The organism is Sphingomonas sp. 4RDLI-65 (assembly GCF_049472435.1).
In the GTDB taxonomy this organism is placed as follows: Bacteria; Pseudomonadota; Alphaproteobacteria; order Sphingomonadales; family Sphingomonadaceae; genus Sphingomonas.
The window spans coordinates 72,774-87,533 of the sequence record NZ_JBCEBT010000003.1; the positions used below are offsets into that span (position 1 = coordinate 72,774).

The 14,760-nt window shown below is 65.2% G+C and carries 11 protein-coding genes and 1 pseudogene; 7 read left to right on the plus strand and 5 right to left on the minus strand.

Annotated elements, in window-relative coordinates; translation table 11 throughout:
* Positions 1-67: 67 nt before the first annotated feature.
* From VH567_RS08730 to VH567_RS08745, 4 genes and pseudogenes are all read right to left on the minus strand, one after another.
* Positions 68-2,070: pseudogene (locus VH567_RS08730) on the minus strand (3-hydroxyacyl-CoA dehydrogenase NAD-binding domain-containing protein).
* Positions 2,071-2,131: 61 nt separating this feature from the next.
* Positions 2,132-3,340, minus strand: coding sequence for a 3-oxoadipyl-CoA thiolase (pcaF, locus tag VH567_RS08735; RefSeq protein ID WP_423325150.1), 1,209 nt, complete (start codon positions 3,338-3,340; stop codon positions 2,132-2,134).
* Positions 3,341-3,400: 60 nt separating this feature from the next.
* Positions 3,401-4,192, minus strand: a complete 792-nt coding sequence (locus VH567_RS08740; RefSeq protein WP_423325152.1) for an SDR family NAD(P)-dependent oxidoreductase — start codon at positions 4,190-4,192, stop codon at positions 3,401-3,403.
* 26 nt (positions 4,193-4,218) lie between these two features.
* Positions 4,219-5,454 (minus strand): CaiB/BaiF CoA transferase family protein, encoded by a 1,236-nt coding sequence (locus VH567_RS08745; RefSeq protein ID WP_423325154.1) that lies wholly within the window; start codon positions 5,452-5,454, stop codon positions 4,219-4,221.
* Positions 5,455-5,755: 301 nt separating this feature from the next.
* Here VH567_RS08745 and VH567_RS08750 point away from each other — a divergent pair, with 301 nt between their 5' ends.
* From VH567_RS08750 to VH567_RS08780, 7 genes are all read left to right on the plus strand, one after another.
* The gene (locus VH567_RS08750; RefSeq protein ID WP_423325156.1) at positions 5,756-6,628 is read left to right on the plus strand and encodes an IclR family transcriptional regulator; all 873 of its coding nucleotides are present in this window, start codon (positions 5,756-5,758) and stop codon (positions 6,626-6,628) included.
* Positions 6,629-6,683: 55 nt separating this feature from the next.
* On the plus strand, positions 6,684-7,844 hold the full coding sequence (locus tag VH567_RS08755) for an acyl-CoA dehydrogenase family protein (protein WP_423325158.1): 1,161 nt from the start codon (positions 6,684-6,686) through the stop codon (positions 7,842-7,844).
* 58 nt (positions 7,845-7,902) lie between these two features.
* Positions 7,903-9,552, plus strand: coding sequence for a flavin-containing monooxygenase (locus tag VH567_RS08760; protein ID WP_423325160.1), 1,650 nt, complete (start codon positions 7,903-7,905; stop codon positions 9,550-9,552).
* Positions 9,553-9,637: 85 nt separating this feature from the next.
* A complete protein-coding gene (gabD, locus tag VH567_RS08765; RefSeq protein ID WP_423325866.1) occupies positions 9,638-11,092 on the plus strand; it encodes an NADP-dependent succinate-semialdehyde dehydrogenase in 1,455 nt (484 codons plus the stop codon).
* Between the two features lie 110 nt (positions 11,093-11,202).
* On the plus strand, positions 11,203-12,588 hold the full coding sequence (locus VH567_RS08770) for a carbohydrate porin (RefSeq protein WP_423325162.1): 1,386 nt from the start codon (positions 11,203-11,205) through the stop codon (positions 12,586-12,588).
* 29 nt (positions 12,589-12,617) lie between these two features.
* Positions 12,618-13,400 carry a (S)-acetoin forming diacetyl reductase gene (locus VH567_RS08775; protein ID WP_423325164.1) on the plus strand — a complete coding sequence of 261 codons (783 nt, stop codon included), beginning with the start codon at positions 12,618-12,620 and terminating at the stop codon, positions 13,398-13,400.
* Between the two features lie 178 nt (positions 13,401-13,578).
* Positions 13,579-13,701: a hypothetical protein gene (locus VH567_RS08780; RefSeq protein WP_423325166.1), complete on the plus strand. Its 123-nt coding sequence runs from the start codon at positions 13,579-13,581 to the stop codon at positions 13,699-13,701.
* Between the two features lie 11 nt (positions 13,702-13,712).
* On the opposite strand, the gene VH567_RS08785 is transcribed toward VH567_RS08780, so the two are convergent.
* Positions 13,713-14,738: an endonuclease/exonuclease/phosphatase family protein gene (locus VH567_RS08785; protein ID WP_423325168.1), complete on the minus strand. Its 1,026-nt coding sequence runs from the start codon at positions 14,736-14,738 to the stop codon at positions 13,713-13,715.
* Positions 14,739-14,760 lie beyond the last annotated feature (22 nt).

Sequence of the window (14,760 nt, forward strand, 5' to 3'; positions counted from 1 at the left end):
CGGTCGTCGTCGCCAGCAAGGTCGGCGCGAACAGGTAGGTCGACGTCCTAGCGCCTACCGGCGTTGCTCATGCCCTAAGACTGCCTGCGACCGCGAACCCGTGCTTTTCGAGCCCCGCAACGACCGTGTCATGGCCGATCGTGCTCGCCCAGAACATCGGGCCGCCGGTGTAGACCGGCCAGCCATAGCCATTGATCCAGACGACATCGATATCCGATGCGCGCTGCGCCTTGCCCTCTTCGAGGATAAACGCGCCTTCGTTGACCATCGTATACAGCGTGCGTTCGACGATCTCCTGATCGGTGATCGTGCGCTGCGGCGTGGCTGTCTTCGCGCGCCATTCGTCGATGATCGCGGCAACGCGCGGGCTGGGCGTAGCCTTGCGGGTGTCGTCATAGTCGTAGAAGCCGGCCTTGGTCTTCTGGCCCAGCGGCCTTCCGCGGCGAGCGCTTCGCGGATGTTCTCGATGCGGGTGGGATCGCGGTGCCAGCCGATGTCGACGCCGGCCAGGTCCGCCATCTGGAAGGGCCCCATCGGCATGCCGAAATCGGTATGGACCTTGTCGATCTGTTCGGGGCTCGCGCCTTCCAGCAACAGCTTGGCGGCTTCGGTCTGGCGCTGCCGAAGCATGCGATTGCCGATGAATCCGAAGGTGACGCCAGCGACGACGGCGACTTTCCCGATCGTCCTGGCGAGCGCCATGACGGTCGCGAGCACGTCGTCCGCGGTCTTGTCGCCGCGTACGACTTCGAGCAACTTCATCACGTTGGCGGGCGAGAAGAAATGCATGCCGACCACGTCCTGCGGGCGGCCAGTGGAGGCGGCGATCTCGTCGACGTCCAGATAGGACGTGTTGGACGCCAGGATCGCGCCGGGCTTGCACAGGGTATCGAGGCGGCCGAAGATCTCCTTCTTCACGTCCATGTTCTCGTACACCGCCTCGATCACGAGGTCGCAATCGGCGAGCGCGGAGAAGTCGAGCGTCGGGGTCAGCAAGTGCATCGCCGCTTCGACCTGATCGGGCTTTAGGCGCCCCTTGGCAGCCGACGCTTCATAGTTCTTGCGGATAACGCCAGTGCCGCGATCGAGCGCATCCTGCTGCATCTCGACGATCGTTACCGGGATGCCTGCTGACAGGAAGTTCATCGAGATGCCCCCGCCCATCGTCCCCGCGCCGATCACGCCGACGCGACGGATCGGGCGCAGCGCGATGTTCGATGCGATGCCGTCGATCTTCGCGGCCTGGCGTTCGGCGAAGAACAGGTGGCGCTGTGCGGCGGACTGCGTGCCTCCCATCAGCTTCAGAAATTGCTGCCGTTCGAACGCGACCCCTTCGGCAAAGTTCGATCCGTCGCTCGCCTTTTCGATGCAGGCGATGGTAGCGGCGGGCGCGTCGAAGCCACGGAAGCGGCGGGCGTTGGCCTTCCTGAAGGCGGCGACCGCGTCGGGATCTGCGGTGGCGATCTTCTGCGACGCGCGGGGCAGGGCGCGCCTGGCAGCAACGTCGCGGGCAAAGGCGATTGCGTCAGCCTCCAGGCTGTCCGCGCCGACGATCATGTCGATCAGCCCTGCATCAAGCGCGCGCGCGGCAGTGATCGGATCGCCCTTGGCGGTCATTTCCAGTGCCAGCTTCACACCCGCGATACGCGGCAGGCGCTGCGTGCCGCCGGCACCGGGGAGCAGGCCGAGCTTCACCTCGGGTGTCCCGATCTTCGCCGACGGCACCGCGACACGGTAATGACAGCCGAGCGCAACCTCGCACCCGCCGCCGAGTGCCGTGCCATGGATCGCCGCCACGACGGGCTTGTCCGACGCCTCGATGGCGTCGATCACGCGCGGCAGGCTCGGCTCCACCGGCGGCGTGCCGAATTCCTTGATGTCGGCGCCTGCGAAGAAGGTCCGCCCGTCACACCGGATCACCATCGCGGCGACGCCCGGATCGGCAACGCCCTCGGCGATCGCCGCCGCCAGCCCCTGGCGCACGGCTGCGCCCAGTGCGTTCACCGGCGGGTTGTTAGAAACGATGACCAGCACGTCGCCGTGGCGTTCGGTTCGGATGGGGGAGGTCATGGCGGGAATCCTTAAAACGGGATCGGCCCCGGCGCTGTCGCCGGGGCCGGAAGGGTGAGGGTCAGACCCGCTCGACGGCCAGCGCGAGGCCCATGCCGACGCCGATGCACAGTGTCGCCAGGCCGTATCGCCCGCCACTCCGTTCGAGCTGATGGACAAGCGTCATCGCCAGTCGCGCGCCCGACATGCCGAGCGGATGCCCTAGCGCGATGGCACCGCCGTTGGCGTTGACGTGCGGCGCATCGTCGCTGAGGCCGAGGTCGCGCATGACCGCGAGCGACTGGCTGGCGAAGGCTTCGTTGAGCTCGATCGCGGCGAAGTCGCCGATCGTCATGCCCAGTTGCGCCATCAGCTTGCGGGTCGCCGGGATCGGTCCGAGGCCCATCACGCGCGGTTCGACGCCGGCCGACGCCATGCCGAGGATGCGCGCCCGCGGCGTCAGGCCGTGCGCCTTTGCCGCGCTCTCGCTCGCGACGATCATCGCAGCGGCGCCGTCGTTGATCCCCGAAGCGTTGCCCGCGGTCACCGTGCCGTCGGGCCCGAACAGCGGCTTCAACCGGCTGAGCGTCTCAATCGTGGTGTCGGCGCGGGGATGCTCGTCGGTGGTTGCCTCGATCGTCTCGCCCTTGCGACGACCGGGCACGGTCACCGGCACGATCTCCTCGGCGAAATAGCCATTGGCCTGTGCGGCGGCCGCGCGCTGCTGGCTGCGCAGTGCGAAGGCGTCCTGGTCGGCGCGGGTGATATTATGGTCGGCGGCGACGTTCTCGCCGGTGCGCGGCATCGTCTCGGTGCCATACCGTGCGTCGAGCGCCGGGTTGACGAACCGCCAGCCCATTGTCGTGTCCTCAAGCTTCTGGTCGCGGCCGAACGCGCCCGCCGACTTGCCCATCACAAACGGTGCGCGCGTCATGCTCTCGACGCCGCCGGCGATCGCGATCGCCATCTCGTCGTTGCGGATCGCCCGTGCCGCCGATCCGACCGCGTCCAGCCCCGATGCGCAGAGCCGGTTCAGCGTCACGCCGGGCACGGTATAGGGCAGGTCGGCGAGCAACAGGCTCATCCGCGCGACGTTGCGATTGTCTTCGCCGGACTGGTTGGCGCACCCGTAGAACACCTCGTCGATTGCGGCGGGATCGAGCCCGGCATTGCGCCGCAGCAGCGCCTGCATCGGCACCGCGCCGAGATCGTCTGCGCGTATCCCGGACAGGATGCCGCCGTAGCGGCCGATCGGCGTGCGAACCGCGTCGCAGATAAAGGCTTGCGTCATGATGTCCTCAAGCTTGGGAGTTGGGGCACGGACCCGATGCGTCCGTGCCCGAATATCGGATTACAGCGAGAAGCCGCCGTCGACGGCGATGGCCTGGCCGGTCACATGCTTTGCCGAGGCCAGGAACACGACCAACTGCCCCATGTCCTCGGGCGTCTGCGCTTCGCCTTGCGGCAACAGCGTCGACTGGTGCCGATCCCAGGACTCCGCCTCGCTCTCGCCGTCCTGAGCCCACCGCGCCGACATGCCGTCGTCGCCGCGCCACATGCCGGTCTCGACGATGCCGGGGCACAGGGCGTTGACCGTGATCCCCTCGCCAGCGACTTCCTTGGCGAACGCGTTGGTGAAGCCGATCACGCCGAACTTCGACGCCGTATAATGCGACAGGTCGGGGAAACCGATCTTGCCGGCGATCGACGATGTGTTGATTATCCGCCCGAAGCGGTTCTTGCGCATCAGCGCGAGCTCGGACGTGCAGCTCAGGAACACGCCGCGCAGGTTGACCGCCATCAGCTGGTCCCACTGGTCGACCGTCAGCTCACCGACCTTGCCGACGCTGACGATCCCGGCATTGTTGACCGCGATATCGAGCCGACCGAACTGGCGTTCGACCGCATCGACCATCGCCTGGACGCTTTCGGCATGGCGCACGTCCACCTTGATCGCGGCGGTCCGGCAACCGAGCGCTTCGACTGCCGCGCTGCTCTCGGTCGCAAGCGCCAGGTCGTAATCGGCCACGACCACGTCGGCGCCCGCCTCCGCGAGGCTCCGGGCGATCCCGGCGCCGATGCCGCGGCCACCGCCGACGACGAGCGCGATCTTTCCGTCCAGGGGCAGGGTGATGTCAGTCATGATGATCCTCTCCTTCTTGTGATTTTTCAGTCGTGCTGGTCGATGATCCCGGCTGCGGCGAGCGCGGCGAGCGCTTCGCCCGACAGGCCGAGCCGGTCTGCCAGCACCGCGTCGGTATGCTCGCCGAGCATCGGCGGCGGCGATCGGTAGGTGACCGGCGTGTCGGACAGCTTGATCGGGCTGCCGATCATCTGGAACGCGTCGTTCAGCGGATGCGGGATCGCCACGACCATCTCTCGCGCGGCGACCTGTGGCTCGTCCAGCGCGGCGGCGACGTCGTTGATCGGCCCGACGGGCACCTTGACCGCCTGGATGATCGCGATCCATTCGTCGGCGGTCGCCGTGGCGAACTGCGCTCCGAGCAGCGTCTCCAGTGCATCTCGGTGCGCGATCCTATCGGTATTCCGCAGGAACCGCGGATCCCGGGGCAAAGCGGGCAGGCCGATTGCACCGCACAGCGCGACGAACTGGCTGTCGTTGCCGCACGCGATGATGAACGCGCGGTCGCTCGCATGGAACAGCTGGTACGGCACGATATTGGCGTGGGCATTGCCGTAGCGCCCCGGCGAGCGACCCGTGGACAGATAGTTCATCGACTGATTGGCGAGCGCCGCCACCTGCACGTCGAGCAGCGCCATGTCGCAATGCTGGCCGCGCCCGGTCGTCGTGCGCGCGATCAGTGCCGCCTGGACCGCGATCGTCGCATAGAGGCCGGTCATCAGGTCCGCGACCGCGACGCCGACCTTTTGCGGACCGCCGCCGGGACGGTCGTCGCGCTCGCCGGTGATGCTCATCAGCCCGGCCAGACCCTGAACGATGAAATCGTAGCCGGGCTCGGCGGCACGCGGGCCGGTCTGGCCGAACCCGGTGATCGAACAATAGATCAGCCGCGGGTTGATCGCCGACAGCGTGGCATAATCCAGACCGTAACGGGCGAGCGATCCACTCTTGTAGTTCTCGATCAGGATATCGGCATCGGCGACCAGCCGCCGGACGAGGTCCTGCCCCTCGGGCCGCGAGATATCGATCGCGACCGACCGCTTCCCGCGATTGGCGGACTGGTAATAGGAGGCCTCGCCCGAGGGGCTGCCCTCGTCGGTCGGCATGAAGGGAGGGCCCCAGCTGCGCGTGTCGTCACCCGCGACCGGGCGCTCGACCTTGATCACGTCGGCACCGAGATCGGCGAAGATTTGGCCGCACCAGGGACCGGCGAGCACGCGGCTGAGGTCGATCACGGTGATACCGGTCAGGGCACCGCTCATGCCCCGCGACTCGAGGACCATGTCCAGGTCGGATTCCGAAAACTCGATCGCCCAACGATACAGTGGGTGGCTGGCTTCACGCTATCCCTACCTATCAATTTGGTTCCGCTGTGCGAAACACGGTTCTGCTTTAAAGCCTCTCTAGGCTCCTAACTGTAGAGCTGTAAAGGCGCCGGCTCACGGCATGCATCGGTAGCATTGCAGCGATCGGCCCAAACATACCTGTTGCTCAAATCCGCATGTTCCGCTAGGCGGAACTACATTCCGCATTGTTGACTTTGCAATTTGAGGGGAATAGCGAATGCCTACGAACGAACCCAAGCCGACGACTCTGCCGCCAAGCACGGTCGACGTCACACTGGGCAGCCCGACAACGATCGGGGCGCATGTCTCGAACGAAGAGGATGATTCGAATGGCGAAAAAGACCGCAACTTTGTCACGGCGCTAGCAAGAGGCATGGAATTGCTCCGCTGCTTCAGCATGAAGGAAAGCGTTCTCGGGAACCAGGAGCTCGCCGCGAAGACCGGCTTGCCCAAGGCTACCGTGTCGCGGATGACCTACACGTTGTCGCAGCTCGGCTATCTCCGGAAGCATTCTCAATCGGGCAAATACAAGCTCGACGTCGGCGTGCTGTCGTTCGGCTATCAGATGCTGTCGAACCTGCCGATCCGGGCGATCGCGAACTCGTTCATGGTCGATCTCGCCCAGCATGCGCACGCCGCGGTGGCGCTTGCCGCACGCGATCGCCTGCAGATGGTCTATATCGACGTGGTCCACGGCCAGACGAACCTGACGACGCGTCGCCAGGTCGGCTATCCCATGCCGATCCACCTCACCTCGATCGGGCGCGCCTGCATGGCGGCGATGCCGGACGGCGAGCGCGAGGTGCTGTTGAACCAGATCCGCGACCGCAATGCCGGCGACTGGCTCGAAATCCGCCGCAACCTGGATCGCGCGTTCCGGGACTATGCGGACTACGGATATTGCCTGTCGATCGGCGAATGGGAGCGCGACGTGAACTCGGTCGGCGTGCCGTTCATCCACCCCGAGCAGGGCATCCTCGCCTTCAACTGCGGCGGCCCCAGCTTCGTCCTCCCGCGCGAGAAGCTCGAGGACGATATTGGCCCCCGTCTCAAGCACATGGTCAGTCAGATGCGCGCGGTAGCGTGGTGACCGGCCTTCGATCTTCGCAGAAACACCGGCCGTTCGGCCGAGGATAGGAACAAGAATGATCCGCGACGCAGAAATGCTGGAGATGTTGGTCAGTTCGATCGGCAAGTTCGTCGACGAAGCCCTGATCCCGCGCGAGCACGAAGTCGCGGAAACCGACGCCATCCCCGCGGACGTCGTCGCGCAGATGCGGGACCTCGGGTTGTTCGGTCTGACCATCCCCGAGGACTATGGCGGGCTGGGCGTGACGATGGAGGAGGAGGTGCTGATCACCTTCGAACTGGGCCGCGCCTCGCCTGCGTTCCGCTCCTATATCGGTACGAACAACGGGATCGGCTCGATCGGCATCCTGCTCGACGGGACCGAGGCGCAGAAGACGGCCTATCTCCCGAAGCTGGCCAGCGGCGAATTTCTGAGCGCTTTTTGCCTCACCGAACCGGATTCCGGGTCCGACGCAGCGTCGCTCAAGACCAGCGCGGTCCGCGACGGCGACGATTACGTGATCAACGGCACCAAGCGCTACATCACCAACGCGCCGCACGCCGGCATCTTCAGCGTGATGGCGCGGACCGATCCGGCGGTGAAGGGCGGCAGCGGCATCAGCGCCTTCATCGTCGAACGCGGCACGCCTGGCCTGACGCTCGGTAAGCCCGACGCTAAGATGGGCCAGAAGGGCGCGCATACCAGCGACGTCATCTTCGACGACGTTCGCGTTCCCGCCGCCAACCTGATCGGCGGCAAGGAAGGGGTCGGCTTCAAGACCGCGATGAAGGTGCTCGACAAGGGACGGCTGCATATCGCGGCACTCAGCGTCGGCGCGTCCGAGCGGATGCTGTCCGACACGCTGCGCTACGCGATCGAGCGCAAGCAGTTCGGCCAGCCGATCGCCGAGTTCCAGCTGATCCAGGCCATGCTCGCCGACAGCAAGGCGGAGCTGTACGCGGCCAGGTGCATGGTGCTCGATGCCGCGCGCAAGCGCGACGACGGCGCCAACGTGAGCACCGAAGCCTCTTGCGCCAAGCTTTTCGCTACCGAGATGTGCGGACGCGTCGCGGACCGCTGCGTCCAGATCCACGGCGGCGCGGGCTATATCAGCGAATACAGCATCGAGCGGTTCTATCGCGATGTCCGGCTCTTCCGGATCTACGAGGGAACCAGCCAGATCCAGCAGATCATCATCGCGCGCAACATGATCCGCGAAGCACGGGACGCCGCATGAAGGCTTTCCGGCAGGGAACGGGATTGCGCAAAGTATAACTATAATATCGGAGTTTGGGATGAGTAGCTTGATCAACACTACCGAAAATGGTGCCGTCATTCACATCGATGCCGCGATCATCGGCGCAGGATTTGCCGGCCTCTACGCGCTCAAGAAGATGCGCGACGAACTTGGCCTCACCGCCCTGGCGTTCGACAAGGCCGGCGGCGTCGGTGGCACCTGGTACTGGAACCGCTATCCCGGCGCACTCTCCGACTCCGAGTCGCATGTTTACTGCTATTCCTGGGACAAGGACCTGCTGCAGGAATGGGACTTCAAGACGAAGTACGTTCCCCAGTCGGAAGTGCTGCGGTATCTCGAAAGCGTCGCCCAGCGTCACGACCTGCTGAAGGACATCCGTCTGAACACCGGCATCACCGCCGCGGCGTTCGACGAAGCCCAGCAGCGCTGGATCGTACGGACGGACGCGGGCGAAACCTATTCGGCCAAATATCTGATCGCCGCCGTGGGCCTGCTTTCCGCGACGAACCTGCCCAAGATCGACGGGATGGATAGCTTTGCGGGCAAGATCTATCACACGTCGCGCTGGCCCGAGGGCGTGGAGCTTGCCGGCAAGCGGGTAGGGGTCGTCGGCAACGGCTCGACAGGCGTTCAGGTCATCACTGCGATCGCGCCGGTCGTCGGCCATTTGACGGTATTCCAGCGCTCGCCGCAATATTCGGTACCGGTCGGCAACGGTCCGCTTAGCGAAGCGGACATGGCAGAGATCAAGGCGTCCTATCCGAAGATCTGGGACGGCGTGAAGAACTCGTCGCTCGCCTTCGGTTTCGAGGAGAGCACGCGGCCGCTGGCCAGCGTCTCGCCCGAGGAACGGACGCGCATCTTCGACAAGGCATGGGCCAAGGGCGGCGGCTTCCGCTTCATGTTCGAGACCTTCGGCGACATCGCGACCGACGAGGACGCGAACAAGGCGGCACAGGACTATATCCGCGGCAAGATCGACAGCATCGTGCACGACCCCGAAACCGCGCGGAAACTCAAGCCGAAGGATCTCCACGCCAAGCGGCCGCTTTGCGACAGCGGCTATTACCAGACGTTCAACCGCGACAATGTCGAACTCGTCCATATCGGCGAGACGCCGATCAAGGCCATCACGCCAAAGGGCGTGCTCACCGCGGATGGTGTAGAGCACGAACTCGACATCCTGATCTTCGCGACCGGGTTCGATGCGGTCGACGGTAACTACAAGCGGATGGACCTGCGCGGACGCGACGGCGTGACGATCCAGGATCATTGGAAGGACGGCCCATCGGGCTATCTCTCGGTCCTCACCGCGCAATTCCCCAACATGTTCATGGTGCTGGGGCCGAACGGTCCGTTCACGAACCTGCCGCCGACGATTGAGACCGAGGTCGAATGGATCTCCAAGACGATCGATTACATGGAGAAAAACAAGGTCGCCGCGATCGAGGCTACGCCCGAGGCCGAGGCGGAGTGGACGCAGACCTGCCACGACATCGCGAGCCAAACGCTTTTTCCGAAGGCGGATTCGTGGATCTTCGGGGCGAACATCCCCGGTAAGAAGCGCACCATCTATTTCTACATGGGCGGCCTGAAGGCGTTCCGCGAGACGATCGAGGACGTCGCCGCCGACACATATCGCGGCTTCGTCCTGGAGCCGCAGAAGCAGGGCGTGCTCGTCGACTGAAATATCCGGGCGCCGCGCATCGTCGCGGCGCCTCGTAACCGTTTTCACCCAGGGCCCGTACGTCGATCGCGCGGACCAGCGAGGTATTCTTGTGCAGTTGAAAGATCCAAGCCTGTTCCGCGAACAGGCGTATGTCGATGGCGTGTGGGCAGACGCCGACGGCGGCCAGACGATAACCGTCACCAATCCGGCCACCGGTGCGGTCATCGGCAGCGTCCCCCGGATGGGCACGGCCGAGACGCGGCGCGCGATCGAAGCCGCGGACCGGGCGCTGCCCGCGTGGCGCGCGTTGACGGCCAAGGATCGCGCGATCCGCCTGCGCCGCTGGTTCGAACTGATGATCGAAAACCAGGAGGATCTGGCCCGGCTGATGACGCTGGAACAGGGCAAGCCGCTGGTCGAGTCGCGCGGCGAGATCGCCTATGCCGCCTCGTTCATCGAATGGTTCGCCGAAGAGGGCAAGCGCGTCTACGGCGACATCATTCCGGGTCATCAGCCCGACAAGCGCGTCCTGGTGCTGAAACAGCCGATCGGCGTGACTGCGGCGATCACGCCGTGGAATTTCCCCTCGGCGATGATCACCCGCAAGGCGGGCCCGGCGCTCGCTGCCGGTTGCACGATGGTCCTGAAGCCCGCGTCGCAGACCCCGTTCTCGGCGCTCGCGCTGGCGGGACTCGCCGAACGTGCGGGCATCCCCAAGGGCGTTCTCAGCGTCGTGACCGGGTCCGCCGGCGAGGTCGGCGGCGAACTCACCGGTAACCCAATCGTGCGCAAACTCACCTTCACCGGCTCGACCGAAATCGGCAGCCAACTGATGGCGCAGTGCGCCAAGGACATCAAGAAAGTGTCGCTCGAACTGGGTGGCAACGCGCCGTTCATCGTGTTCGACGATGCCGATCTCGATGCCGCCGTCGAAGGTGCGCTGATGTCCAAATATCGCAACAACGGGCAGACCTGCGTGTGTGCGAACCGCCTTTATATTCAAGACGGCGTCTATGATGCGTTCGTGGCGAAGTTGCAGGCGGCGGTGGCAAAGCTGCGGGTCGGCAACGGCATGGACGAGGGTGTCACGGTCGGGCCGATGATCGACGCCAAGGCGATCGCCAAGGTCGAGGAGCATATCGCCGACGCCGTATCGAAGGGCGCGCGCGTGGTTGCCGGCGGCAAGCCGCACGAGAGCGGCGGACTGTTCTTTCAGCCCACCATCCTGGTCGACGTTCCCGATAACGCGGCCGTCGCGAAGGAAGAGACGTTCGGCCCGTTGGCGCCGCTGTTTCGCTTCCGCCAAGAGGACGATGTCGTCCGCCGCGCGAACGATACCGAGTTCGGGCTCGCCGCCTATTTCTATACACGCGATCTGAGCCGGGTGTTCCGGGTCGGCGAGGCGCTCGAATACGGCATCGTCGGCGTCAACACCGGCATCATCTCGAGCGAGGCGGCGCCGTTCGGCGGCGTGAAGGCGTCTGGCGTCGGGCGCGAAGGCTCGAAGTACGGCATCGATGACTATGTCGAGATCAAATATATGTGCCTCAGCATCTAAGATGTGAGCTCGCCCAGCGAGCGTAATCGTCCCCGGTTCGATCAGAATTGGCCCCGAACGGCAACGTTCCGGGGACGGAGCGGACGTGCGTCCGCGAAAGGAGAGATTGCATGAAACCGGCAAACTTGATCGTCGTCGCCACCCTTGCGTGTTCAGGCGCATGCTTCGGGGCGGCGAGCGCCAATGCGCAAACGCAGGATCCGACCGTCCAGACGGAGGACATCGCGCCCACCCAGTCCCAACCCCAGCCACTTCAGGCTCGACCTGGTATGTCGATCGGCGTGCTGGGCGACTGGGGCGGTCTGCGCCCGCGCCTTTACGACGAGGGTTTCGATTTCCAGGTCGGCTATGGCAACGAACTGGCGTGGAACATGCGCGGCGGCACCAAGCGCGACGTGACCGACATCGGCCAGATCATCGTCGGCACCTCGATCGACATGGACAAGCTGGCCGGCGTGAAGGGCGGCACTGCGAAGGTCACGCTATTCTACCGCCACGGTCCCAGCCTGAACATCAACGCAGGGCTTGGCCTGATCCAGCAGGTGCAGGAAGCCTATGGCCGCGGCGAGATCGTCCGGCTGGTCGAGGCATGGTATCAGCAGAGCTTCGCCGACGACCGGGTCCGGTTGAAGGTCGGGCGGTTGCCCGCGAACGGCGACTTCGCGTCGTTCGCCTGCGATTTCCAGAACCTGTCCTTCTGCGCGTCGCCACAAGGCAACGTGCAGGGCGGGATAAGCTATTGGTTCAGCGCGCCGGCAAGCGCCTGGGCGGCGGTCGGCCGGTACAATTTCGGCGGGGATCGCAAGGCGGGGTATCTGCAGGTCGGCGTCTACCAGACCAACCAGAAGAACATCGATCCCACCAACGGATTCCGCCTCGCGCTGTCCGGCGGTACCGGCGTGATGATCCCGGTCGAGGCGGCCTGGACGCCCAATTTCGGCGGCAGCAAGCCGGGATATTACAAGGTCGGCGGCTGGGTCGAAACCTCGCGCGCCAATGATCTCACGAGGGACGCACAAGGCGATCTCACGATCGTGTCGGGAGAGCCCGGTGCGCCCTTTCGCGGCAGGCACGGCGTCTATTTCGAGATGGCGCAGCAACTGACGCCGTCGCCCGAGGGGCTCGATCGGACCGGGCTGTCGATGTTCTTCAACGCGACGCGGCTCGATCGCAAGTCGAGCATGATCGACAGCCAGATCGCGGTCGGCCTGACGCAGACCGGCACCTTCGCCGGCCGGGAGCATGACCAGATCGCGGTGGCGATCGCGCGGACGCACGTGAACGATCGCCTGCGCCTGACCGATCGGATCGCGGTGGACCAGGGCGTGCTGCCGGGCGTTCGCGGTTCGGAATATCTGATCGAGCTCGACTACCGGATCGTGCCCATCGCCGGGATCAAGATCGGCCCCAACGTCCAATGGGGCGTCAATCCGGGCGCGATCGCCTCGGCGCGCAACGTCGTGGCGGGCGGCGTGAAGAGCTCGATATCGTTCTGACCTTCCAATCATAACCCCAGGAGAAGACCATGACTACGACGACCAGGAAAGTAGCCTTCATCACCGGCGCGGCACAGGGGATCGGCGAAGCGATCGCGCTGCGGCTCGCCAAGGACGGGTTTGCGATCGCCTGCGCCGATCTCAACGTCGAACTTGCCGGCACACTGGCCGACCGCATCAAGGCGGATGGCGGCGCGGCCTTCGCGGTCCGCGTCGACGTCGGCGATCGTGACTCGGTGTTCCGCGCGGTCGACGAGGCGGCCGAAGCGCTTGGCGGCATGGATGTCGTCATCAACAACGCCGGTGTCGCGCCGATCACCCCGATCGAGGACATCGACTATGACCTGTATCGCCGCACGTTCGACATCAACGTCGGCGGCGTCCTCTGGGGCATCCAGGCGGCTACGAAGGCGTTCAAGCGGCTTGGGCACGGCGGCAAGATCATCAACGCCTGTTCGCAGGCGGGCCAGGTCGGCAACCCCGATCTCGCAGTCTATAGCGGCACCAAGTTCGCGGTGCGCGGTATCACGCAGACCGCGGCACGCGATCTCGCCGCGCTCGGCATCACCGTCAACGCCTATTGCCCGGGCATCGTCAACACGCCGATGATGCAGAAGGTCGCGCAGGACCTCGCCGACAATCACGGCAAGCCCTACGCCTGGGGCATGGAGCAGTTCGCCCAGAACATCACGCTGAAGCGCATCTCCGAGCCGTCCGACGTCGCCGCCTGCGTCGCATTTCTCGCCGGGCCGGACTCCGATTACATGACCGGGCAGGCCATGGTGATCGATGGCGGGATGGTGTTCAACTAAGGCAGCCCAACGCACGCTGTTTCGAGCGATAAGGCCCGCTACAGGCGATAGGTAGCGGTCAGGGTTCCCACAGGTCGAGTCTTATGCTCGACCTGCGGGCTGTCGTTCAAGGCGCCCAGCAGCGTGCTAACCGTTCCGGTCGCGCTCGACAAAACTCGGTTTTTCGATGAAAGGGAGCGTGCGGGTCGATCAATGGCTGACACTATCCCCCGATGGGCAGGTGGCGCAGAACCACCTCGTCGTTCGCAAGCTCGGCGTCACCGTCGCGACCCTCGACGAAATCATCAGGAAGCTGTCATGAGCGGGCCGCGATCAGCGGCTCGCCAGCATGGCCTGCGGCTTGGGCCGGATGCTGCCGTCGTCGAGCGCATAGGAGAGCATGACCCCGATATGATCGGATAGCATAGCGTTCGCGTCATCGTGGCCGAAGGGTGCGCTCAGGCCGAGCGGCCGGATCGAAAGCGCGTTCGGGGCGCGATACATCAACCAGTCCTTCGCGCGGGCGGTGGAGATCGCGATATCGGCCGGCTCGCGCACCACGCAGGCGCGCGTCATCCGGCATCGTAGCGATCCGGCTGTCAGTGCAACCGGCCCCCCGAACATCCGCTGGGCGAAATAGCGGCGGCGGGCGAGGTCTCGCCCGACGTTGAAATCGCCCGCCACCAGGATTGCGGCGTCGGGCCGCGCGACTGCGTCGATGAAGCTGCCGAGCAGGTCGATCTGCCGCTTATAGGCATAGAGCGCGCGCGGTTCCGACACCCCGGTTGCGCCATTGGAATTCAGATGGGTGTCGATGACGGTGACTGGCCGGGCCATGCCGGGGATTGCGATCGAGGCCGCCATCGCGCCCTTGTTGGCGAGGCAGTCATAGCCCGCGCAGACCGGATAGCTCATCCGGCGCACAGCTAGGATCGGGTAGTCGGAAAAGATCGCCAGACCACTGCCGACATGCTTGCCGACCCGCTCGCCGCGTAACATGCTGCCCTCGGACACGAAGCGTCGGTCGTCCGGGGTCGTGGCGGACGACGAGTCCTCGGCGGGCGCGCCGAACGCGATATAGCGATAGCCCGCCGCGATCCCGATCGCCTTGGCATCGGGCACGAATGCTTCCTGTAGCGCCACGATGCCCGGTTGGCGGCCGGCGGCGCGCATCGCGCGGAACTGTGCGGCGATGGCGGACAGCGACGCGGTGCGATCCTCGGCGATCGGCCAGGGCAGGCCGTGCACGTTATACGTCATGACCGACACCATCGGGTGCGGTTCGCTGGCGACGGCGGGCGCGGCATAGGCCACCAGCGCCGCCGCCCAAAGTCCGAAATTCCCGATCCGTATCGACACCATTCGGTCTCCTGTTACTGCT